This is a genomic window from Halomonas caseinilytica (genome assembly GCF_001662305.1).
Classification (GTDB): domain Bacteria; phylum Pseudomonadota; class Gammaproteobacteria; order Pseudomonadales; family Halomonadaceae; genus Halomonas; species Halomonas caseinilytica.
The window spans coordinates 1-22,426 of sequence record NZ_BDEP01000014.1; the positions used below are offsets into that span (position 1 = coordinate 1).

22 protein-coding genes are annotated in these 22,426 nt (G+C 65.6%); 15 read left to right on the forward strand and 7 right to left on the reverse strand.

Going from position 1 to position 22,426, the window contains the following annotated elements; translation table 11 throughout:
• Nucleotides 1-54: 54 nt before the first annotated feature.
• Complete coding sequence (locus A9O65_RS07695; RefSeq protein WP_064699802.1) at nucleotides 55-531, forward strand: methylglyoxal synthase; 477 nt, start codon at nucleotides 55-57, stop codon at nucleotides 529-531.
• A gap of 54 nt (nucleotides 532-585) precedes the next feature.
• Nucleotides 586-2,250, forward strand: a complete 1,665-nt coding sequence (pgi, locus tag A9O65_RS07700) for a glucose-6-phosphate isomerase (RefSeq protein ID WP_064699803.1) — start codon at nucleotides 586-588, stop codon at nucleotides 2,248-2,250.
• 39 nt (nucleotides 2,251-2,289) lie between these two features.
• Here the strand turns inward: pgi and A9O65_RS07705 are convergent, their stop codons facing one another.
• Nucleotides 2,290-2,676 carry a fluoride efflux transporter FluC gene (locus A9O65_RS07705; RefSeq protein ID WP_064701797.1) on the reverse strand — a complete coding sequence of 129 codons (387 nt, stop codon included), beginning with the start codon at nucleotides 2,674-2,676 and terminating at the stop codon, nucleotides 2,290-2,292.
• Entirely contained in the window at nucleotides 2,673-3,059 is a 387-nt protein-coding gene (gene crcB / locus A9O65_RS07710) for a fluoride efflux transporter CrcB (protein WP_064701798.1), read from the reverse strand. Before crcB ends, A9O65_RS07705 begins: the two co-directional genes overlap by 4 nt.
• Before the next feature lie 221 nt (nucleotides 3,060-3,280).
• On the opposite strand from crcB, the gene ybiO reads away from it, so the two are divergent.
• Nucleotides 3,281-5,623 carry a mechanosensitive channel protein gene (ybiO, locus tag A9O65_RS07715; protein ID WP_064701799.1) on the forward strand — a complete coding sequence of 781 codons (2,343 nt, stop codon included), beginning with the start codon at nucleotides 3,281-3,283 and terminating at the stop codon, nucleotides 5,621-5,623.
• 290 nt (nucleotides 5,624-5,913) lie between these two features.
• Here the strand turns inward: ybiO and A9O65_RS07720 are convergent, their stop codons facing one another.
• From A9O65_RS07720 to hemC, 4 genes are read right to left on the reverse strand one after another with little or no spacing between them, the layout of a single operon-like run.
• A complete protein-coding gene (locus A9O65_RS07720) occupies nucleotides 5,914-7,167 on the reverse strand; it encodes a heme biosynthesis HemY N-terminal domain-containing protein (protein ID WP_064699807.1) in 1,254 nt (417 codons plus the stop codon).
• Complete coding sequence (locus A9O65_RS07725; RefSeq protein WP_064701800.1) at nucleotides 7,164-8,720, reverse strand: uroporphyrinogen-III C-methyltransferase; 1,557 nt, start codon at nucleotides 8,718-8,720, stop codon at nucleotides 7,164-7,166. Before A9O65_RS07725 ends, A9O65_RS07720 begins: the two co-directional genes overlap by 4 nt.
• A 6-nt stretch (nucleotides 8,721-8,726) precedes the next feature.
• Complete coding sequence (locus A9O65_RS07730; protein ID WP_064701891.1) at nucleotides 8,727-9,515, reverse strand: uroporphyrinogen-III synthase; 789 nt, start codon at nucleotides 9,513-9,515, stop codon at nucleotides 8,727-8,729.
• Between the two features lie 2 nt (nucleotides 9,516-9,517).
• Nucleotides 9,518-10,450, reverse strand: a complete 933-nt coding sequence (gene hemC, locus A9O65_RS07735; RefSeq protein ID WP_064699999.1) for a hydroxymethylbilane synthase — start codon at nucleotides 10,448-10,450, stop codon at nucleotides 9,518-9,520.
• A 255-nt stretch (nucleotides 10,451-10,705) separates the two neighbouring features.
• Here hemC and argH point away from each other — a divergent pair, with 255 nt between their 5' ends.
• The 7 genes from argH to A9O65_RS07770 are packed head-to-tail and all read left to right on the forward strand — an operon-like array spanning nucleotide 10,706 to nucleotide 16,855.
• Nucleotides 10,706-12,124 (forward strand): argininosuccinate lyase, encoded by a 1,419-nt coding sequence (gene argH, locus A9O65_RS07740; RefSeq protein ID WP_064701801.1) that lies wholly within the window; start codon nucleotides 10,706-10,708, stop codon nucleotides 12,122-12,124.
• Nucleotides 12,124-12,306, forward strand: coding sequence for an LPS translocon maturation chaperone LptM (gene lptM, locus A9O65_RS07745; protein ID WP_064699810.1), 183 nt, complete (start codon nucleotides 12,124-12,126; stop codon nucleotides 12,304-12,306). The genes argH and lptM overlap by 1 nt, the downstream gene beginning before the upstream one ends.
• 2 nt (nucleotides 12,307-12,308) lie before the next feature.
• Nucleotides 12,309-13,598: a diaminopimelate decarboxylase gene (lysA, locus tag A9O65_RS07750; protein WP_064699811.1), complete on the forward strand. Its 1,290-nt coding sequence runs from the start codon at nucleotides 12,309-12,311 to the stop codon at nucleotides 13,596-13,598.
• Nucleotides 13,598-14,431 carry a diaminopimelate epimerase gene (gene dapF, locus A9O65_RS07755; protein WP_064699812.1) on the forward strand — a complete coding sequence of 278 codons (834 nt, stop codon included), beginning with the start codon at nucleotides 13,598-13,600 and terminating at the stop codon, nucleotides 14,429-14,431. The genes lysA and dapF overlap by 1 nt, the downstream gene beginning before the upstream one ends.
• Before the next feature lie 36 nt (nucleotides 14,432-14,467).
• A complete protein-coding gene (locus A9O65_RS07760) occupies nucleotides 14,468-15,187 on the forward strand; it encodes a DUF484 family protein (RefSeq protein ID WP_064699813.1) in 720 nt (239 codons plus the stop codon).
• The gene (locus tag A9O65_RS07765; protein ID WP_064701892.1) at nucleotides 15,180-16,106 is read left to right on the forward strand and encodes a tyrosine recombinase XerC; all 927 of its coding nucleotides are present in this window, start codon (nucleotides 15,180-15,182) and stop codon (nucleotides 16,104-16,106) included. Before A9O65_RS07760 ends, A9O65_RS07765 begins: the two co-directional genes overlap by 8 nt.
• Entirely contained in the window at nucleotides 16,103-16,855 is a 753-nt protein-coding gene (locus tag A9O65_RS07770) for an HAD family hydrolase (RefSeq protein ID WP_064701802.1), read from the forward strand. Before A9O65_RS07765 ends, A9O65_RS07770 begins: the two co-directional genes overlap by 4 nt.
• A gap of 300 nt (nucleotides 16,856-17,155) precedes the next feature.
• On the opposite strand, the gene yihA is transcribed toward A9O65_RS07770, so the two are convergent.
• Nucleotides 17,156-17,770: a ribosome biogenesis GTP-binding protein YihA/YsxC gene (gene yihA / locus A9O65_RS07775; RefSeq protein WP_064699815.1), complete on the reverse strand. Its 615-nt coding sequence runs from the start codon at nucleotides 17,768-17,770 to the stop codon at nucleotides 17,156-17,158.
• A gap of 230 nt (nucleotides 17,771-18,000) precedes the next feature.
• On the opposite strand from yihA, the gene A9O65_RS07780 reads away from it, so the two are divergent.
• The 5 genes from A9O65_RS07780 (at nucleotide 18,001) to A9O65_RS07800 (ending at nucleotide 22,337) form a co-directional block, all read left to right on the forward strand.
• Nucleotides 18,001-18,621, forward strand: coding sequence for a c-type cytochrome (locus tag A9O65_RS07780; protein ID WP_064699816.1), 621 nt, complete (start codon nucleotides 18,001-18,003; stop codon nucleotides 18,619-18,621).
• 133 nt (nucleotides 18,622-18,754) lie between these two features.
• Nucleotides 18,755-19,387 carry a thiol:disulfide interchange protein DsbA/DsbL gene (locus A9O65_RS07785; protein WP_064701803.1) on the forward strand — a complete coding sequence of 211 codons (633 nt, stop codon included), beginning with the start codon at nucleotides 18,755-18,757 and terminating at the stop codon, nucleotides 19,385-19,387.
• Nucleotides 19,388-19,389: 2 nt separating this feature from the next.
• The gene (locus tag A9O65_RS07790) at nucleotides 19,390-20,211 is read left to right on the forward strand and encodes an endonuclease/exonuclease/phosphatase family protein (RefSeq protein ID WP_064699818.1); all 822 of its coding nucleotides are present in this window, start codon (nucleotides 19,390-19,392) and stop codon (nucleotides 20,209-20,211) included.
• 162 nt (nucleotides 20,212-20,373) lie between these two features.
• The gene (locus A9O65_RS07795) at nucleotides 20,374-20,934 is read left to right on the forward strand and encodes a TRAP transporter small permease subunit (RefSeq protein WP_064701804.1); all 561 of its coding nucleotides are present in this window, start codon (nucleotides 20,374-20,376) and stop codon (nucleotides 20,932-20,934) included.
• Complete coding sequence (locus tag A9O65_RS07800) at nucleotides 20,934-22,337, forward strand: TRAP transporter large permease (RefSeq protein ID WP_064701805.1); 1,404 nt, start codon at nucleotides 20,934-20,936, stop codon at nucleotides 22,335-22,337. Before A9O65_RS07795 ends, A9O65_RS07800 begins: the two co-directional genes overlap by 1 nt.
• The last annotated feature ends 89 nt before the right edge of the window (nucleotides 22,338-22,426 follow it).

Here is a 22,426-nt window from a genome sequence, read left to right on the forward strand (position 1 = left end):
TGAACGCCCACGGCGGCACCGATACCCTGAAGATCCTGGCCGTGGAGAACCGCCATGCCTGATGCACGCCCGCAACGCAACGTCCGCCGCACCCTGCCGGCCCGCAAGCGCATTGCCCTGATCGCCCACGACGGCAAGAAGGAAGAGATGCTCGAGTGGGCCGGGCGCTGGCGGGATACCCTGGCCGAGCACGAACTGATCGGCACCGGCACCACGGCCAACCGCATCTCGCGCCAGCTGGGGCTCGAGGTGGAACCCTTGATGAGTGGCCCGCTGGGCGGCGACCAGCAGATCGGCGCCCGCATCGCCGAGCAGGGGCTCGATTTGCTGGTCTTCTTCTGGGACCCCTTTGCGCCCCAGCCCCATGACCCGGACGTCAAGGCCCTGCTGCGTCTGGCCGCCCTGTGGAACATCCCGGTGGCCTGCAATCCGGCCAGCGCGGATTTCCTGCTCAGCTCGCCCTTGCTCGACCGGGACTACGAGATGACCGTGCCCGATGCCGGCAGCTGGGTGTCGGCCCGCAATCCCTGACATAACGCCACCGATGCACGACAACAACGCACGATAACCGAGAGGAACATTGGCATGTTTCAGCTCACTCGCAGCGTCACCTGGCAAGCCCTGAAACAGCTCCAGGCCCAGACCGCCGGCGACCGCATCCGCGATTACTTCACTGCCGACCCGCAACGCTTCGAGCGCATGAGCCTGAGGGTCGGAGGCCTCTTCCTCGACTACTCCAAGCATCACATCTCCGATGCGGTGCTCGACAAGCTGCTCGAACTGGCCGACCACTCCGCACTGGTCCAGCGCCGCGCGCAGATGTTCTCCGGCGACATCATCAACGTCACCGAAAACCGTCCGGTGCTGCATACCGCACTACGCAACCTGGGCGACGATCCGCTGATGGTCGACGGCCAGGACGTGATGCCGGAGATCCACCGCACCCGTGAGCAGATCAGGCGTTTTTCCGAGGAAGTGCGCAGCGGCGAGTGGAAGGGCTACAGCGGCGAACGCATCCGCGACGTGGTCAACATCGGCATCGGTGGCTCCGACCTCGGCCCCAACATGGCCTGCCGGGCCCTGCTCAAGCATCGCCACCCGGAGATCAACTTCCACTTCGTCTCCAACGTCGACGGCACCCACATTCAGAAGGTGTTGTCGCGCCTGGACCCGGCCACCACCCTGTTCATCGTCTCCACCAAGACCTTCTCCACCCAGGAGACCCTGCTCAACGCCAAGACGGCGCGTCGCTGGTTCCTGGAGAACGCTGGCGAGGACGCCGACGTGGGCGCCCACTTCGTCGCCGCCTCAACCAATCGCAAGGCCGCCATGGAATTCGGCATTCGCGAGGAGAATGTCTTCGAATTCTGGGCCTGGGTCGGCGGGCGTTACTCGATGTGGTCCTCGATCGGGCTGCCCATCGCGCTCTCCATCGGCTTTGACGGCTTCATGGAAATGCTCGAAGGTGCCCACGAAATGGACCAGCATTTTCTGAATGCGCCCAACAGCGCCAACATGCCCGTGCTGATGGCGCTGATCGGCATCTGGTACATCAACTTCCAGGGCGCCGAGACTCATGCCATCGTGCCCTACGATCAGGCACTGCATCAGTTGCCGGCCTTCCTCCAGCAGCTCGACATGGAGTCCAACGGCAAGTCGGTGGATATCTTCGGCCACCCCGTCGACTACAAGACCGGCCCCATCGTCTGGGGGCAAACCGGCTCCAACGGCCAGCACGCCTTCTTCCAGCTGCTCCACCAGGGCACTCGCTACGTGCCGATCGATTTCATCGCCTCGCTGAAGCCGGAACCGGGGGTCGAGGATCACCACTTCGCGCTGCTCACCAACATGTTGGCCCAGGCCAACGCCTTCATGGAGGGCAGCCAGGAGGGGAGCCGGCTCGACCCCTACAGCTGTCCGGGCAACCGGCCTTCCAGTACCCTGCTGCTCGACGAGTTGACGCCGAAGAACCTCGGCGCCCTGATCGCCCTGTACGAGCACAAGGTCTTCGTGCAGGGCGTGATCTGGAACATCAATTCCTTCGATCAGTGGGGCGTCCAGCTCGGCAAGCGCATTGCCGGCGAGATCAGCGAGCGCATCGACGAGCAGAGCCAGGACTTCGACGGCTCCACCCAGGGCCTGCTGAAGCTGGTACGCGAGCATTTCACCGCCCGCCAGGCCGGCGATGGCGACGCAACGCCCACCGAGGCACAGGCGAAGAACGCTGCTCGAAACAAGAAGAAGGCGTGAAGACCGGCCGGCACGCCGCTCAGGGGAGGCTTGCTCGAGTCACGACGGTGTGCCGACCCGCTGCCCCAGCCAGGCCGCGCCCAGCCACAAGGGCACACTGCCGACACCATAGGCCAGCGCCAGCCAGGGATGGCCGGTGTTCAGGAGATGGAAGGTCTCCAGGCCGAACAGCGAAAAGGTCGTGAAGCCGCCGCAAAAGCCGGCGACCAGGAAAGGCTGCCAGCGCGCCGCATGCCCGCTGATACGGTGCGAGGCCCGGGCGGCGAAGGCGGCGATCAGCCAGGAACCGACCAGGTTGACGACCAACGTCCCCCAGACGAAGGCGCTGCCCCATAACGCCCACGCCCCCTGAGCAACCAGCAGCCGCAGGGCCGCTCCCAGACCACTGCCCAACCCGACGGATAGATAATCGCGCCAGCTGGTCATACGCCACCTCCCACGGCCCACCAGCCCAGGCCCGCCATGGCGACACCCGGCACCAGAGTGGCCATGATGTTGAGCAGGGCGGCGTTCTTTCGCCCCTCCTGAAAGAGCGTCAGGGTCTGCAGACTGAAGGAAGAAACCGTGGTAAAGCCACCCAGCACGCCGACGGCCAGGAACGTCCAGCCGACCGCGCCGGCCTCGGGCCAGCCCACCAGGGCGGCCAGAGCGCCGATGCCCAGCGTGCCGCCCAGATTGACGACCAGGGTGCCCCAGGGGAAAGTGCGCCCCCACCAGAGGGCCGTCAGCTCCGTGACTGCCAGGCGTGCCATGCCGCCCAAAGCGCCGCCGAGCACCACCAGTAGCCAATCCAGCGGGCCGAGTGTCATCGTGATCTCCTCCGAATGTGCGCCGTCATGTTAGCGAAGCCAGTGAATGGCCACCAGACAGCCGACGCCACCTCCGCACCACGCCCACGTATTCTTCTCTTGTATAAGTTTCGTACACTGCTCTAGGGTCATGTCAGAATACCCCTCTGTGATAGCCTGACCGGCCTTTATCGAACTCCCACGCTTCACTCACTCAAACGCCCTGACACGGAGGCCATAGCGTGAGCAAGACACGACTCCTACCCCTGGCCCTCGGCTGGCTGGTGATCGCCCTGCTGGCGTTCGCAGGCCCGGCCTTGGCGCAGTCGTCGGATCCCGGAGCCAATGCTCCGGCCAATGCCGCCCTGGCCGACATGCTCGAGAATCCCGAGACGCGCCAACAGCTCATCGATCAGCTGCGCGGTATGGCCGATGCCAATGCGACCGAGGAGCAGGCCGACACCAGCACGGCTCCCGCGGTAAAGGAACCCTCCCTGCCACGCCGCCTGGCAGAGCTCACCAGTCACGCAGCCGGTAACATCGGCCTGCAGGCCAGCCTGTTGTACAGCAGCCTGGCCAACCTGTTCACCGGTGGCGAAGAAGGGGCCTCCATCGACCTGGCCGTGGTGACCAGCGCTGCCATCAACCTGGGCCTGGTCATCCTGGCCACCTTCGCGCTATTCCTGATCATCCGACGGCTGGTGCGCCCCTTGTTCGCCCGCCTGAGTCTCTGGTCGATGAACGGTCCGGCACTCCAGCCGCTGCTCCGACTGGTCATCTGTGTGGCCCTGGCCGCGCTGGTCGACATCCTGGTCGTGGCACTGGCCTATATCGGCGGCAACTTGCTGGCCACCTTCGTGGTGGGAGAAAGCGGTGAGCTGACCACTCGCGCCTCGCTGTTCCTCAATGCCTTCCTGGTGATCGAGCTGCTCAAGGCCGGCGTGCGCATGCTGTTCGCTTCGCGCTATGAGGGCCTGCGTCTGCTGCCCGTGGCGGCAAGGGATGCCTCGTACTGGAATCGCTGGATCGCGCGCCTGATCGGCCTGGCCGGTTACGGCCTGATGGTGGTCGTGCCCTTGATCAGCGCCTATCTCTCGCCGACCCTCGGCCAGAGCGTCGGCACCCTGATTATGATCGGGGCCTTCATCTATGCCGTCGGCGTGGTCCTGCGCAATCGTCAGCGCCTGCGCGATGCCCTGCATCGGCAGGCGGCCCGGGCCAGCCTGTCCGCTTCGCGCGTCGCGCTGACCCTGCTGGGACGCATCTGGCACCTGCTGGCCATCGCCTATTTCTTCATGGTGCTGGTGCTGACCCTGACGCGCCCCACCGATGCCCTGCCCTTCGTGCTGATAGCAACGCTGGAGACTCTGGCCGCCGTCTTGATCGGGCTTTGGCTCTCGAAGCTCCTGACCCAGACCATCGGCCGGCGCGTGACGCTCAGGGACGACCTGCGACAGAAGCTGCCGCTGCTGGAAGGACGACTCAACGCCTACATTCCCAAGGCGCTGCGCGTCGTGCGCATCGTCCTGCTGATCCTGGTGGTGATGGTGTCGCTGAACGCCTGGCAGGTCTTCGACCTGGCCGGCTGGTACGCCTCCGAAGCGGGCCGCGGCCTGGTCGCACGCTTGTTCAGCATCGCCGTGATCCTGCTGGTCGCTCTAGCCATCTGGCTGGTCCTGGCCAGTCTGATCGAGCACAAGCTCAATCCGGCCACCGGCCGCGGCGAGCCGTCTTCGCGTGCCCAGACGCTGCTCTCGCTGTTCCGCAATGCCATCGCCATCACCCTGATCACCGTGACCATCATGGTGGTGCTGGCCGAGATCGGCATCAATATCGGCCCGCTGATCGCCGGCGCCGGGGTACTCGGCCTGGCCATCGGCTTCGGCGCACAAAAGCTGGTGCAGGACATCATCACCGGTGTCTTCATCCAGGTGGAGAATGCCCTCAATGTCGGTGACGTGGTCACGCTCGGCGGCATCACCGGTACCGCCGAGCGCCTGAGCATTCGCTCGGTGGGTCTCCGCGACCTGAGCGGCACCTACCACATCGTGCCCTTCTCCAGCGTCGATACCGTGTCCAACTATATGCGCGAATTCGCCTATCATGTTGGCGAGTACGGCATTGCCTATCGCGAGAACATCGATGAGGCGATCCAGGCCTTGAATGCCGCCTTCGACGACCTGGCCGAGGACGAGGAACAGAAGGTCAACCTCCTCGAACCGCTGGAAGTGGCTGGCGTGATCGCCCTGGCCGACAGCTCGGTGAACATCCGGGTGCGCATCAAGACCACGCCTGGCATGCAATGGGCCGTGGGTCGCGCCTACAACCGACTCGTCAAGTATCACTTCGACGAAGCCGGTATCGAGATTCCCTTCCCGCATACCACCCTCTACTTCGGGGCGGACAAGGATGGCGGTGCACCGCCGGCCAACCTGCGCATCATGCAGCAGGACTTCACCATCGACGGCAGCCCCGCCGGTCAGCCGAAGCATCCCGAGACACCGACGCGTACCACACCGCCGGTATCGCAAGAGGTGCACAACCAGGACGACGACGGCGGCGTCGGCAACCCTGGCGGCACCTGATGCCGCCTCCCTCGCCGCGATGGCGGCGAGGGCCACTCACAACAACGCCACAAAGGGCCGCCGGAAGGCGGCCCTTTGTCGTCTCTCGTCTGCCTCTTTCTCGCCCTGACCCTTTCGCTTCCTGATCTTTTGTCACCCTGACGCTTGCCGCCCCCGAGTCACTGACGAGCTCGCCGGTGGCGTGCCTCGTCATGCCGGATCGAAACGCTCAGCGATGCCGTAAACGACGACGGGGCGGCCCGAAGGCCGCCCCGTCACAAGTCGTATCGCCGAAGCGCCATCGGCGAGTGTCAGGACGCCTTGCGCGCGCCTTTCGACAACGTATCTTCCGGTTCGGTGGGCTGTGGCAGCGAAGGAAGCGACTTGTCGAGCAGCTCGACGCTCTGCCGATAGTAGAGCTGGCTCTTGTTGTGCTCGCCCAGGCTGGCATAGAGCCGCGCCAGTTCCGCACAGACCACGCCACTGGGACGCTGACGATGGCTGGCCTCGAAATACTCCTGTGCCTTGCCCCAATAGGCATTGCGCAACGACAGGCGCCCCAGGGTCAGCAGCAGGTCAGGATCATTGGGACGCTCCTGCAGCCACTTCTCGGCCACCACCAGCTGACGCGCCGCGTCGACCTCGAGCAACCCGTAGCGCAATACCAGACGGCTGTCCCAGTGCTCCTTGAGCGACTGGCGCAGCAGGCGCTCGGCGATGGCCTGCTGATCCCCGCGCACCAGCGCCTCGGCATAGAGCACGATCAAATCGACATTGCCGCGCAGGTGATCGGGCATATCCGCCCAGAGGGTGCGCACCTGCTCGATATCGCCGGCATCCCGTGCCTCCTGGGCAATCAATTCGCGATAGGCCCGCTGTTCGAGCTGCTCGCGCTCTTCCTGGGAAATCAACTGCTGGGCGCCCAGGCGAGGCATCAGGCGCCGTAGCCCTTCCCAGTCGCTGACGCTGAGGTAGGCCTGCTTGAGTTGCTTGAGCACCTGCGGGTGATTGGGCAGATGGCGGTCCAGCCGCGTCAGGATCGCCAGTGCCTCTTCATACTGCTGGCGATCCAGCATCAACTGGGCCTGCATCATGCCCACTGCCGTATCGGCGCCCTCGGTACTCAGGTGGGCTCGCTTGAGCAGGGTATCGGCCTGCTCGTAACGCCCCTGGTAATGGGCCGCCAGAGCGGCGGAAAGGTAGTTGACCAAGGGTGTGCTGGAATCGTCGGCGGCCTTGACCAGCGCCTTCTCGGCGCGCTTCCAGCGCCCCTCGGCCAGGGCCACCAGGCCTCGCACGGTGCGCCGCATGGCGCTGCGATTGCGCGACCGGCTGCTCCAGCCCTTGAAGCGGCTGACCGGCCGCGACAGACGCATGATCAGCCTCAGCAAGAAGTGCAACACCACGAAGGCCGCCAGCAGCAGTACCAGGCCGAACCAGAAGGTGGTCTGGTAGGAGGTGTCGCCGACCCTCACCAGCCAATAGCCGGGTACCGACATCATCAACTGGCCGAGCAGCGCCCCGATCGCGAGGCCGACGACCACGATCAGAATCAGCTTCCTCATGCCTCGTCTCCCTGGCCGTCGCCACCCGCCTCGAAGCGGTTCTCGATGAATGTCTGCAACGCCTGCTGCGAGCCGCTGATATCCGGCAACTCAGGGCGAATACTGCGTCCCTTGAGCTCCTCGAGCTGCGACAGAACGCCCTGGACGCCGCTGTCATCGGTATCGTAGTAGCCACGAATCAGCTTCAACGCCTTGTCGAGGCTGGCGTCATACAGTTCCTGTTCTTCCTTGAGCAGCGCCAGTTGGGCCTGCTCCAGCACCAGACGCACGCTCTGACGCAGGTAGGACTCCTGTTCCGGCGAGATCAGCGCCTCCAAGGCCTCATCGTGCTTGCGCACCGTGACCAGATCCTTGAGTTCCTCGCCGACTTTCGACAGCTGCTTCTGCCAGCCACCGGACGGAGCCTCCTCGATGGACGCATCGCCGGTGATCTCCTCGACATCCTGAGCCAGGGGGCGGCCGGCGATCTGTTCCTGCTGGGCATTGAGCGTCAAGAACAGGCCCGTGCGATCGACACGTGGCACCGAACGCAACGCGGCCAGCTCCGAGGCGATCTCGCGACGCACCGGCATCAACGCCGGATTATCGGCTTCCTTCAGACGGGCATCGGCGGTGCGCAACAGGGCAGCGGAGCCCTCGACATCCCGCTCCAGTTGCAGCCGCTGATTGGCCAGGCGCAGCAGATAAGCGGCTTCGGCATGCAGCCAATCCCGCTCGTCGGTCTGCTGCTCCCGAGATAGTTGCTCGAGCACCTTGTCGAGGTTCTCGTTGACATCGCTGCGGTACGTCTCGAACTCCTGACGCAGCGAGTCGGCTGCCGATTTCCGCTCGCTCTGGGCGCTCTGCAGCTGCTTCGACAGATCGTCCACCTGTGCCTGAGTCGCCGGTTGCTCGGGCAACTCGGCCAGACGCTGCTGCTGGCCTTGCAGGCGCTGCCACCCCAGCCAGCCGAACACACCGACGGCAATCGCCAGCAGGATCACCAGCACCAGGGCCAGGACCCCGGCCTTGCCTCCTTTGCCTCCCTTGCCGCTATTGCCATCACTGCCGCCGCCTGATTTTCCGTTACCGGCACCCGTCTTGCCGCTCGCGGCCTTGCCCGTATCCGCCTTGCTGCTTGTCGACCGAGTCGTGCCCTTGTCGGTCGCGCTCTTGCTGCCAGCCGTGGCAGCAGAAGCCGATGCGCTCGACGTTGTCGAACTGGACGACTTGGTATCGCGCTTCTTCTCGGCCTCCCCCGATGACTTGGCGGTCGCTACCGCCGCCTCGCTCGCCTGGGTCGAGGAGCTGGTGCCACTCGCGGCATCGGGCTTGCCCGTTCCGTCCTCCCCGGCGGAGGCATCGCCAGCAGCATCATGGGAGGCGCTACCGGCCCCGGCAGACGACGTGGACGTGCCACCGCCCTTGCCACGTCGACGCGAGCGGCGCGACGATGAGCCCCCGGTCTTGCCGCTCTCTTCCGGCTGGCGCTCAGTGGTCCCTGCATCGGCACCGCCCTGGGCTTCGCCGGAGGGCGCTTGCTGTTCATCCTGATCTTGTGATTGCTTGCTCATCTGTCGCTAGCCCTTTTCGAGATCGTCATGATCGACATCGGCCTCTTTCGGGTCCCGGGCCCTTGCCACGGCGGCCGCGAGTGCGGTGGGCGTGGCTCCCGATGCCACGACGGGAACACGAAACCCCAGTGTGCCGGCCAGTGTAGCCAACCGGTGACTGGATACGATTAACGGTTGGTCCAAGGCGGTACACGAACACCATCTTGCCAGATGTTCGAGGATTTCTCCGCTACTCACCACCAACGCATGATAGTCGCCTTCTCGCAGCCGGTGCCGTAGCGTCGGCGACGGTTCGAGAAGACGTCGCCGATAGACCGCCAGATGCGTCAACCGTGCGCCGCGCTCAGCGAGCGTCTCGCCCAGCAGCGCTCGCCCGCCCTCACCGCCAACCAGCAGGGTACGCTGCCCTGTCAGTCGCTGCAGCGACCCCAACGATAGCAGCGCCTCGCTGGAATGCTCCTTACCGCTCGGCGGCACATGCACGCGCACTCCCAATGTATCGTGCAGCGCGGCCGCGGTACTCGGCCCCACACCGTAATACTCGATCCCCACAGGCAACTGTGGCCAATAGCGATCCAGTGCCTCGGCGAGGCATTCGGCGGCGAAGGGGCTGGTCACCACCACCCGCCGGAATTGATCGAAATCCAGCCAGGCGGCACGCATCGCCTGGGTTTCGGGCAGCGCCTCCAGCGCCATGACCTCAGCGCGCTCGACGGCGAAGCCCTCGGCGTCGATGGCCTCCGCCAACGGCGCGGCACGCGCACCCGGGCGACAGATCACAACCGGCAGGCTCATCATCAGCCGGCGCCGTAGACCTCGGCAAGGATGTCCCCGGCCCCCTGGTCGAGCAACTCTTCCGCTACGCGAATGCCCAGTGCCTCGGGTTCATGGATGGAACCCCGGCCCTCGGCGCGCAACACCTGCGTGCCATCGGGATTGCCGACCAGGGCACGCAGCCAGAGCGTCTGGCCATCGTCCTCGAATACGGCATGGCCGGCAATCGGCACCTGGCAGCCACCTTCCAGGCGCGTGTTCATGGCCCGTTCGGCACGTACCCGAGTGGCGGTGTCCGGATCGTCGAGTGGCGCCAGCAGGCCGATCAACTCGGCATCGTGCATGCGACACTCGATGCCCAGCGCGCCCTGCCCACAGGCCGGCAGGCAGACCTCGGGCGGCAGTTCCTGGGTGATACGTGCTTCGAGACCCAGCCGCTTGAGGCCGGCTGTGGCCAGCAGGATGGCATCGAACTCGCCATCGTCGAGCTTGCCGAGCCGGGTCTGGACATTGCCACGCAGGCTCAACACTTCCAGGTCGGGCCTGCGCTCACGCATCTGCAGGCCGCGCCGCAGGCTGGAGGTGCCGATTCGCGCCCCTTCGGGCAGCTCGTCGATCGAGGCGTAGTGATGGGAAATGAAGGCATCGGTGGGCTCGGCCCCGGCCAGGATCACCGACAGGCCGAGACTCTCGGGAAACTGCATGGGCACGTCCTTCATGGAGTGCACCGCGATGTCGGCCCGGCCATCGAGCATCGCCTCCTCGAGCTCCTTGACGAACAACCCCTTGCCTCCCACCTTGGCCAGCGGCGTGTCGAGAATCTGGTCACCGCGCGTGGACAGGGCCACAAGCTCCACCTTCAGCTCCGGATGGACCTCCATCAAACGGTCGCGGACATGTTCGGCCTGCCACATGGCCAACTGACTCTTGCGAGTGGCGATACGCAGCGTCTGCATGGCTTGTTGCACCTGGTTCCCCCATACCGGTTCGCGTGTCGCGGCGCCGCCGCGACCGGGCCCGGTGGTGATGACATGATTTTCCATCATCATAAAGTACCGGAAGGAACAGGAAAAATCGCCGCCTCCGGGAACACCGGCCCGCACGCCCCTCGCCTGTTCTCCGGACTCTGGTACACTTTCGGCATGTCAACCAGCGCGGCCAGGCATCGCCGTCGCCGTCACCCATCGAACAGTCAGCAGGATGTCAGCCCGATGAGCTCAAGCCAGACGAGCAACAGCACCAACCAGTCCTGGGGCGGCCGCTTCAGCGAGCCCACCGACGCCTTCGTCGCCCGCTTCACCGCCTCTGTCGACTTCGATCGCCGGCTGGCCCTGCACGACATTCAGGGCTCGCGTGCCCATGCCACCATGCTCGCCCGGGTGGGCGTGCTCACCGAGGATGAGCGCGACGCCATCCTCGGCGGCCTGGATGAGGTCGCCGCCGAGATCGAAGACGGCCGCTTTGAATGGTCGGTGGCGCTCGAGGACGTGCACATGAACATCGAGGCGCGCCTGACCGAGAAGATCGGCATCACCGGCAAGAAGCTGCACACCGGCCGCAGCCGCAACGACCAGGTGGCCACCGACATCCGCCTGTTCCTGCGCGACGAGATCGACACCGTGGCCGCCGAGCTGGCCCGGCTGCGCGAGGGGCTGATCGAGCTGGCCGACCGCGAGGCCGACACCATCATGCCCGGTTTCACCCACCTGCAGACCGCCCAGCCGGTGACCTTCGGCCACCACCTGCTGGCCTGGCAGGAGATGCTGGCCCGCGATCATGAGCGCCTCCTCGACTGCCGCAAGCGCGTCAACGTACTGCCGCTCGGGGCCGCCGCCCTGGCCGGCACCACCTACCCCATCGACCGCCACGTCACCGCCGAGCTGCTGGGCTTCGAGCGTCCCGCCGAGAACAGCCTCGACGCCGTGAGCGACCGTGACTTCGCCATCGAGTTCACGAGTTTCGCCAGCCTGCTGCTGATGCACCTGTCGCGGATGAGCGAGGAGCTAGTGCTGTGGACCAGCGCCCAGTTCGACTTCATCGACCTGCCCGACCGCTTCTGCACCGGCTCGTCGATCATGCCGCAGAAGAAGAATCCCGATGTGCCGGAGCTGGTGCGCGGCAAGTCCGGCCGGGTCTATGGCCACCTGATGAGCCTGCTGACGCTGATGAAGTCGCAGCCGCTGGCCTACAACAAGGACAATCAGGAGGACAAGGAGCCGCTGTTTGACACTGTCGCCACCGTGCAGGATTGCCTCAAGGCCTTCGCCGACATGGTGCCGGCCATCGAAGCCAAGGCAGACAACATGTTCGAGGCGGCTCGCAAGGGCTTCTCCACCGCTACCGATCTGGCCGACTACCTGGTGCGCCGCGGCGTGGCCTTCCGCGATGCCCACGAGATCGTCGGCCAGTCCGTGGCCCATGGCCTGCGCGAGGGCAAGGACCTCTCGGAGATGAGCCTCGAGGAACTGCAGGGCTTTTCTTCGGCGATCGACGAAGACGTCTTCGAGGTCCTGACCCTGGAAGGTTCCGTGGCGGCTCGCCAGCATATCGGCGGCACGGCCCCCGACCAGGTCCGCGCCGCGGCCCAACGGGCCCGCGAAGCGCTCACCGCGCTGAGGAGCCGTGACTGATGCGCCGCTTGCCCATCCTCCTGTTGCTGGCCGTCTTGCTGGCCGGCTGCGGTCAGAAGGGACCGCTCTATCAGCCCGACAACGAGGCCGCGGCCGAGCGCTACGCTCCGCCTGACGAGAGCGCCACCGAACGCGACGACACCACCACGCCCGAGCGGGCCGCCGACGAAGAAGGCGACTAGACATGGATCATTTCGACTATCGGGACGGTGTCCTGCACGGCGAGGATGTCGACCTCACACAAATCGCCGACGCGTTCGGCACGCCCTGCTACGTCTATTCCAAGGCCACCCTGGCACGCCATTTCCGCGCCTACACCGAAGCGCTCGGCAGCCACCCGCACCTGATCTGCTATGCGGTCAAGGCCAACGCCAATCTGGCGGTGCTGAACCTGCTGGCACGCCTTGGCGCCGGCTTCGACATCGTCTCGGTGGGCGAGCTGGAACGCGTGCTGGCCGCCGGCGGCGACCCCGCCAAGGTGGTCTTCTCCGGTGTCGCCAAGCAGGAAAACGAGATGGCCCGGGCGCTCGAGGTCGGCATCAAGTGCTTCAACGTCGAATCCCGGGCCGAGCTGGAACGCCTCGACGCCGTGGCCCGAGGGCTCGGCCAGGTGGCGCCGGTGTCGCTGCGCGTCAACCCGGATGTCGATGCCGGCACCCACCCTTATATTTCCACCGGCCTGAAGGACAACAAGTTCGGCATCCCGGTGGACGAGGCCTTCGAGGTCTATCGTCAGGCCGCCACCATGGAGAATGTGCGCATCGCCGGCCTGGATTGCCACATCGGCTCCCAGCTCACCGAGCTCTCGCCCTTCCTCGATGCCCTGGATCGCCTGCTCGCCCTGCTCGAACGCCTGCGCGACATCGGCATCGAGGTCGAGCATCTCGACCTCGGTGGAGGACTCGGTGTGCCCTATCAGGACGAGAACCCGCCCCAGCCCTTCGACTACGCCACCTCGCTGCTCGAGCGGCTGTCGCGCTGGCCGGGCAGCGAGCGGCTGACGCTGCTGTTCGAGCCGGGGCGCTCCATCGCCGCCAATGCCGGTGTTCTCCTCACCCGGGTGGAATTCCTCAAGCCCGGGGAGACCAGGAACTTCGCCATCGTCGACGCCGCCATGAACGACCTGATCCGCCCGGCACTCTATCAGGCCTGGCAGGCGATTCTGCCGGTCGATACCCGTCAGGCACGAGAGACGGACACCTACGACGTTGTCGGCCCGGTCTGCGAGACCGGCGACTTCCTCGGCAAGGAGCGCCGCCTTGGCATCGCCGCCGGCGATCTGCTGGCGGTACGCTCCGCCGGCGCCTACGGTTTTGTCATGGCCTCGAACTACAACAGCCGCCCGCGTCCGCCGGAGGTGATGGTGGATGGTGACCAGGTTCACCTGGTCCGCCGCCGCGAGCGCCTGGAGGACCTCTGGGCGGGCGAGATGACGCTGCCGGACGACGCGACGACCGGGGGAGAGACACCCTGATGTTGCTGCATTTCACCAAGATGCACGGCCTGGGCAACGATTTCATGGTCGTCGACCTGGTCACCCAGCGAGCCCGATTGCGCGACGAGCAGATCCGCGAGCTGGCCGACCGGCGCTTCGGCATCGGCTTCGATCAATTGCTGGTGGTCGAGCCGCCCCGCGATCCGGACATGGATTTTCGTTACCGGATCTACAACGCCGACGGCAGCGAAGTGGAAAACTGCGGCAACGGCGCCCGCTGTTTCGCCCGGTTCGTGCTCGACCAGCGCCTGACGCATAAGCGCGAGATCCATGTCGAGACGGCCGGCGGCCCCCTGACCCTGGTCATCGGGGACGACGGTCGTGTCAGCGTGGACATGGGCCAGCCTCGCTTCGATCCCCAGGCACTGCCCTTCGACGCCGACGGCGACCGTCCCCTGCACGACCTTGAGGTGGATGGGCAGCAACTCTCGATCGGCGTCGCCTCGCTCGGCAATCCTCATGCGGTGCTGCGTGTGGATGATGTGGCGACCGCGCCGGTGGCGACCCTGGGACCGGCCATCGAGGGACACCCCCGCTTCCCCAGACGGGTCAATGCGGGGTTCATGCAGGTCGTGTCCACACACGAGATACGCTTGAGGGTCTACGAGCGGGGCAGCGGCGAAACCCTGGCCTGCGGAACCGGCGCCTGCGCCGCCGTGGCCTGCGGCATTCGCCAGGGGCTGCTCGAAAGCCCGGTCACCGTGCACTTGCCCGGCGGCAAGCTGAGGGTCGACTGGCCCGACGCCGAGGCCAACCTGATCATGACAGGCCCCGCCGAGCGCGTCTTCGATGGACGCGTGGTCATCAACTGACGTCCAGGCCCGACCGCACACCAAGGAGATCCCGCCATGACCCGAGCCGCTCCCGAGCCACGCAAGACCCTGGACCCGGATGTCGTGGCCCAGTGGCTGGCCCGGCATCCCGATTTCTTCGTTGGCCGTGAAGGTCTGTTGCAGCAGCTCCGGGTACCGCATCCCGAGGCCCGGGGCGCGACGTCACTGCTCGAGCGCCTGGTGGCCGACCTGCGCAGCCGCGCCGAGCATGCCGAAGGCCGCCTCGAGCAACTGCTGGATTCCGCTCGCCACAACGAGGCTCAGTATCGGCGCACGCGCGAATTGATCCTGGCACTGCTGGAAGCCGAGGACGGCGATGCCCTGGGGCAAGCCCTGGCCACTCAACTGAGCGAGCACTTCCAGACACCGGCGGTGGCCCTGTGGTGTTCTTCCGCGCTCACTGACCGAGAGGCCCACCCCCCTCAACCACCGCGTCACGTCCTCGATGACCATACGACACAGCGTCTGTCTTGCCTGCTCGACAACCGCACCAGCCGCTGCACCCGGCTGACGCGCTCCGACTGGCAACGCCTGCTGCCTCATGTCCCGGCCCCCGAGAAAGGCGGCTCCTGCGCCCTGACGCGCCTCGCCGTGGGTGAGCCTCTGGGGTATCTGGTATTGGCCAGTCCCGCGCCGGACCATTTCCGCGCCAGCATGGACACCCTGTTCACCGAATACGTCGGGGATGTGGTCGCCCGGCTGCTGGCACGACCGACGCCTTCGGATCATGGCTAGAGTGCCTGGCGCCTCGACGCCGCTCGGTCGAGAAGCGGAGGCCTTTCTCGGCGACCTCGCACGCACCGCCAGCCCGGGCACGGTGGAGGCCTACCGCCGGGATCTGACGGCGCTGCTCGAATTCCTCGACCGCCATGGCCTCGGGGAGCCCGCCGCGCTGGATGCCGCCTTGTTGCGCCGCTTCCTCGGCGGCGAACGCGCCCGGGGCCTAGCGCCGCGCAGCCTGGCCCGGCGCCGCGCGGCCCTGTCTCGTTTCGCCGAACACCTGATGGCCCAGGGGCACCTGGACCACAATCCCGTGTCGCTGGTCCGCACCCCGCGCGTACCCCGCGACCTTCCTCGTCCCGTGGATGTCGATGCGCTCGCGCACTTTCTCGACACGCCCCATGACGGCTCGCCCCTGGCATGCCGCGACCAGGCCATGCTGGAACTGTTCTATTCCAGCGGCCTGCGCCTGGCCGAACTGGCCGCGCTCGATCTCGACGACCTCCATGCCCAGCGGGTTCGCGTGCTCGGCAAGGGCCGCAAACCGCGCCAGGTACCGGTGGGCCGGCGTGCCGACCAGGCACTCACCGCCTGGCTGTCGTTGCGAGGCGCCCTGGCGGCCGACGATGAGCCGGCCCTGTTCGTCGGTATCCGGGGCCATCGCCTCGGCCATCGAGCGATCCAGCAGCGTCTGAAGCACCTGGCTCTCACCCGCGGACTCGCCGAGCACCTGCATCCGCACCGTCTGCGCCACTCCTTCGCCAGCCATCTGCTCGAATCCAGCCAGGACCTGCGCGCGGTCCAGGAACTGCTCGGTCACGCCAACCTTTCCACCACCCAGGCCTATACGCGACTCGACTGGCAACACCTGGCGGCCGGCTACGACGCTGCCCACCCTCGTGCCCGCCGCCGACGCGACCCCGACGACACATGAACCGACACGATACCCGGCTTCGCGCCCTGACCTTCGACCTCGACGACACCCTCTGGGACAACCAGGGCGTGATGTCCCGCACCGAAGCACTGCACTGCGCCTGGCTCGACGAACAGCTGGCCGACTGGCTCGCCGCCCATGGCGAAACGCCGCGGCGTTTCGCCGAGGCCATGCCGATCACCCACTACCAGACCCATCGCCGACGCCTCGCCGAGCAACATCCGCTGCGGCGGGGGGATTTCACCTGGATACGCGAACGCACCCTGGTCGAGCTGCTGGAAGCCTTCGGTCTGTCGCGGGCCTCAGCCTGGCTCTGGGCTTCGCTCACCATGGCGCGCTTCCATGCACTACGCCTGGAGGTTGCGCCCTATCCCGAAGCGGAGCCCTTGCTCGAAGCCCTCGCGCAGGATTACCGCCTGGGCGCCATCACCAACGGCAACCTGGCCTTCCATCGCCTGGCGCTGTCGCGTCACTTCGAGGTGGTCATCGCCGCCGGCGAGATGCCTGCCCCCAAGCCCGACGCTCGCCCCTTCCTGGCGACGCTCAGCCGCCTGGGGGCAACGCCGGCACAGGCCCTGCACGTGGGAGATTCATGGCAGGAGGACATTCTGCCGGCGATCCGGCTGGGCATGCGCGCGGCCTGGATCGCACCGCACGCCCCGGCCGACACACCGATGCCGAAGGGCGCGTATCGACTGGAGCATGTCAGGGAACTACCGGACCTGCTGGAGTGGATGGAGCGGGAGTAGGACATCGTATCGGCCAGTGAGCCTTCCCGGGGACAAGCCTCCGCGAGGGCGCTGTAAACCCATCCATGGGCGCGACATCCGCCCTGCAGCGCTCCCGCTTCCTGCTCCGCTTGCAGGACCCGGGCTGGCCCCCTGGCCAGCCCGTTCGGCGGCATGCGCCTCACCCATGGCGGATGACCCTCGCCTCCACCTTGTCCCCGGCGCTCACTCGACGCCTGCCAGCCACAACTGCTGATTACTGGCCTTCAATGAACCTTCTAAGACGGCGATTAACGCCGCATGGCCGAGTGCAGCCAGTTTTTACTGGCGTTCACTCAGCAGCCAGTCGTCCAGGCGTGCATGCACCTCCTCAATGCCCTGCTTCTTGAGCGCCGAGAACAACTGGATGGACACCAGGTCTTGCCATTCGCGCAACTGGGAGCGTACCTGCTGCAGGGCATTCTTGGCGGCACCGCTCTTCAGCTTGTCGGCCTTGGTCAGCAGGATGTGCACGGGCATGTCCTGCTCATCGGCCCAGCCGAGCATGGTCTGGTCGAATTCGGTCAGCGGATGACGCACGTCCATCAGCAATACCAGGCCACGCAACGAAGTGCGGTGCTGCAGATAATCGGACAGGTGGCGTTGCCACTCCAGCTTGACGGCATCGGGTACCTTGGCATACCCATAACCAGGCAGGTCGACCAGACGCAGCTCGGTGTCATCGCCCAGCGTGAAGAAGTTGATGAGCTGGGTTCGTCCGGGGGTCTTGGAGGTTCGCGCCAGGGCTTTCTGGCGAGTCAGGACGTTGATGGCGCTGGATTTGCCGGCGTTGGAGCGGCCCGCGAAGGCGACCTCGGCCCCCGTATCCGCCGGGCATTTCGCCAGGGTGGGCGCACTGGTGAGAAAACGGGCAGCCTGGTAGTTGAGTCGCGACATGGCAGTTCCTGATGTTGGTCGGGGACAGCGTGAAACCGGCGTCGTTTCCGCGTTCCGGGGGCTCCGTTATACTGCAGCATCATGTGTCTGCGACCCGGGCGACGGCATTATATCACCGGGCCCGCGCCAGCGACGACCGGCGTGACGCGCGTCGACTGCCATCATGATCCGACTGCCACGACGGTCGGTACAAGACAATGACATGGCAAGACAACAACAGTGGGACAGCGATGAGACAGCTACTGGCAAGCCTGGTCATCCTCATGGCCGCATGGAACGCCGCCGCGGCGGACACCGTCAGGGAGGCGGACGCCGACGCCGGACGCGAGAAGGCTCAGCCCTGTGCGGCCTGCCACGGCCAGACCGGCATCAGTCCCTCCGGCCTGTTTCCCAACCTCGCCGGCCAGAAGGCCTCCTATCTGGTCAAGCAGCTCGAGGAGATCCGCGACGGCGTCCGTGAAGTGCCTCAGATGACCGGGCAGCTGGAGGACTTCTCCGATCAGGATATTCGCAATGTGGCCGCCTTCTATGCCGAGCAGGCACCTGCCCTGGGGCAGGCCGATCCCGACGAGGAACTGGTGGCCCACGGCCGCGAACTGTATCGTGCCGGCGACCTGGAACGCGGACTGCCCGCCTGCAGCGCCTGCCATACCCCCACCGGCGCCGGGATCGGCAGTGCGGCTTATCCAGCATTGTCGGGCCAGAAGACCGATTATACCATCGCCGCCCTGAAGGCCTTTGCCGAGGGCAGTCGCGACAACGACCCCAACGGCATCATGCGTGACATTGCCGCCAAGTTGAGCGAACGTGACATGAATGCCCTGGCCAACTATTTGCTCGGCCTGCATTGAGCCTGGCCTGCCCGCGCCGGGCACTCCGGCAACGGCGCCAGGGGAACCACCGCGCCGCGTCGGACTCCAATCCGGCGATGCCATACCGATGGCTCACGTCGGAACCCGATTCATGCAAGGAGAGATTCGCATCATGCTCAAGTCCCTGATGGTTGCCCTGGCGGGCCTCGGCTTGTCCACCATCGTCATGGCTGCCCCCCCGGTGGAAGGCCAGCATTACAGCACCCTCGATGAGCCGGTGAAGACCCATGTCGAGGATGGCAAGATCGAGGTCACCGAAGCGTTCTGGTATGGCTGCCCTCACTGCTATGACCTGGAAAGCACGCTCAATGCCTGGGTCGATGGACTGCCCGACGATGTGGTCTTCGAGCGCATGCCGGCCACCATGGGCGGCGCTTGGAACAAGCACGCCGCCGCCTTCTACGCCGCCAAGGAGCTCGGCATCCAGAAAGATCTGCATGGCGATTTCTTCGATGCCATCCATGAACAGGGACGCCAGCTGACCGATCCCGAGGAGATCGCGACCTTCTTCAGCGATTACGGGGTCAGCAAGGACGAGGCCCTGGAGGCCTTGGACTCCTTCGGCGTGAAGAGCCAGGTCAACCAGGCCCATGCACGCATGCGCAACATGCAGCTGATGGGCGTTCCCGCTCTCATCGTCGATGGCCGTTACGTGGTGACGCCGAGCAGCGCCGGCAGTCTCGACAACATGCCCCGGATCGCCGGTGAGCTGGTGGACAAGGTGCGCGAGGAGCGAGCGAACTGACGATGGGCTCATCCCTGGCCGAGGTGCGATGGCCGGCTCTGGAGGATGGCCATCTCAAGCTGCTGACCTTCAACCTGCAGGTAGGCATTCAGACCTCGGCCTACCATCACTATCTGACGCGGAGCTGGCAACACCTGCTGCCCCACCCGCGACGCCTCAAGCGCCTCGACATGATCGGCGAGGTGTTGAGTCGCTTCGACGTCGTCGGCCTCCAGGAGGTCGACGGCGGCAGCTTCCGCTCAGGCCGGGTCAACCAGGTCGAGTACCTGGCCAGCCGCGCCGGTTTTCCTCATCACTTCCAGCAGCTCAACCGCAACCTGGGCCAGCTCGCCCAGCACAGCAATGGCCTGCTTTCCAGGTTGTCGCCCCAGCATATCGAAGAGCACAGCCTGCCCGGCCCGATGCCCGGTCGAGGTGCCATCCATGCCCGTTTCGGCGAGGGCCCGGACGCCCTGCACCTGTTCGTCGCACACCTGGCACTGAGCCATCGTGCCCGAGTGCGCCAGCTCGACTATCTCAGCGAGCTGGTCCAGCCATTGCGCCACGTGGTGGTAATGGGAGATCTCAACTGCACGCCCGACCAGTTGCACGCCCATGCGCGTTTCCGCGAGTCATTGCCACTGCATCCGGTACGGCCACCGCTCAGCTACCCCTCCTGGCAGCCACGTCGTGCCCTGGACCACATCCTGCTGTCCGACTCCCTGCAGGCCGACCGCGTTGAGGTGCTCGAGCACCTGTTCTCCGACCACCTGCCCGTGGCGATCGACGTGCGAGTGCCGGATGCCTGCCGTGATGCCTTGCTGGGCCGCGACACACCGGCCTAGGCCGGTTCATCGTCGAGCCGCCGCCGGCAGCCCCGGGCAAGGCATAAGACCAATGTTGCCCCCGCTCGCCTGACAGAATCTCGCCCTTTCCCGTATAGTCTTCGTTGACTGCGTCGGCGCATCGCGCCGGTTCGACGCCCTTGGCTGCTCAGCGAGAATCTCATGTCCCAAACCAGCGAGTTGCCGCGCCTCCTCGCCCGGCTAGACTATCTCTCCGAATGGCTCGGCAGGAGCCTTTCCTGGCTGATCCTGGTCATGATGCTGATCCAGTTCCTGATCGTGGTGCTGCGTTATGCCTTCAGCATCAACAGCATTCCCATGCAGGAATCGGTGATGTACCTGCACGCCACGGTATTCATGCTCGCCGCTTCCTATACCCTCCGCCACGACGGCCATGTGCGGGTGGACATCTTCTATCGGGGCATGTCGGCCCGAGGCAAGGCGTTGGTCGACCTGCTCGGCACCCTGCTGTTGCTGATGCCGGTGATGATCTTCGTGATCCTGGTCAGCCTCGGCTATGTGGGCAAGTCCTGGGCGATTTTCGAGGGCTCGCCCGATTCCGGCGGCATTCCCGGCGTCTTTCTGCTCAAGACCCTGATTCCGTTGTTTGCCGCACTGATGCTCCTGCAAGGGCTGGTGGAGGCCGGCCGCAACGTCCTGATCCTGACGGGCCGCCTCTCCCCCGAAGACGACACGCCGAATCAGCACGAGGAACACCTGTGATGATGGAATTCATGCCGCTGGTGCTGTTCGCGGTAATCTGCCTCGTGCTGATGTTCGGCTATCCGGTCGCCCTGTCGCTGGCCGGTACCGCCCTGACCTTCGCCGGCTTGGGCTTCGGGCTCGAATCACTGGGCATCGACGCCAACTTCGACGGCGGCTACCTCTCCGCCTTCCCCAACCGCCTCTACGGCATCATGACCAACCAGACGCTGCTGGCAGTGCCGCTTTTCGTGCTGATGGGCGTGCTGCTGGAGAAATCCAAGGTCGCCGAGACGCTGCTCGATGCCATGGCGCTGCTGTTCGGCTCGCTGCGCGGGGGCTTGGGCATCTCGGTGACCCTGGTGGGCATGCTGCTGGCGGCCTCCACCGGCATCGTCGGCGCCACCGTGGTGACCATGGGCCTGATGTCGCTGCCAACCATGCTCAAGCGCCACTACAGCCCTTCGCTGGCCACCGGCACCATCTGCGCCACGGGCACGCTCGGGCAGATCATTCCCCCATCCATCGCCCTGGTGCTGCTCGGCGACGTTCTGTCATCGGCCTATCAACAGGCCCAGCTTTCCATGGGCATCTTCAGCCCCAAGACGGTATCGGTGGGCGATTTGTTCATGGGCGCTCTCGTGCCGGGCCTGATCCTGGTCGTGCTGTATATCGTCTATGTCACCGTCATCGCCTGGCTCAAGCCCAGCACCGCGCCGGCCGCCGACCGCCAGGAGCTGATGGAAGAGCTCGGTCACGACAGTGGCCTGGGATGGCTGTTGCTGAAAGGGCTGGTGCCGCCCATCGTGCTGATCGTGGTGGTGCTCGGCTCGATTCTCGGCGGCTTTGCCACCCCCACCGAAGCCTCGGCGGTCGGGGCTTTCGGCGCCCTGATGATGGCCCTGGCTTATCGTCGCCTGGATCTCGCCACTCTGCGGGAAGTACTGCGTTCCACTGCCAACGTCACCACCATGGTCTTTCTGATCCTGATCGGCGCGGCCCTATTCTCGCTGGTATTTCGCGCCTACGGCGGCGAGGAACTGGTAACGCATCTGTTCGAGAACATGCCCGGCGGGGTGGTCGGCGCAACACTGGTCGTCATGCTGGTGATCTTCCTGCTCGGCTTCATCCTCGACTTCATCGAGATCACCTTCGTGGTCGTGCCGATCGTCGGGCCGATCCTGCTGGCCATGGGCCTGGACCCGATCTGGCTGGGCATCATGATCGCCATCAACCTGCAGACCTCCTTCCTCACGCCGCCCTTCGGCTTCGCGCTCTTCTACCTGCGCGGCGTGGCACCGGACTCGGTGACGACCTCATCCATCTATCGCGGGGTCATCCCCTTCATTCTGATCCAGCTGGGCATGCTGCTGGCCCTGGCTGTGTTCCCGGAACTGGCCACCTGGCTGCCCGATCAGTTCTGAACCGGGACGAACCGTGGACAAGGCGCCAGCGGTCCAACGGGCAAGGCCAGCTATAGTGTTCCGGACAGGTTCCAATGAGGCAGGTGTGT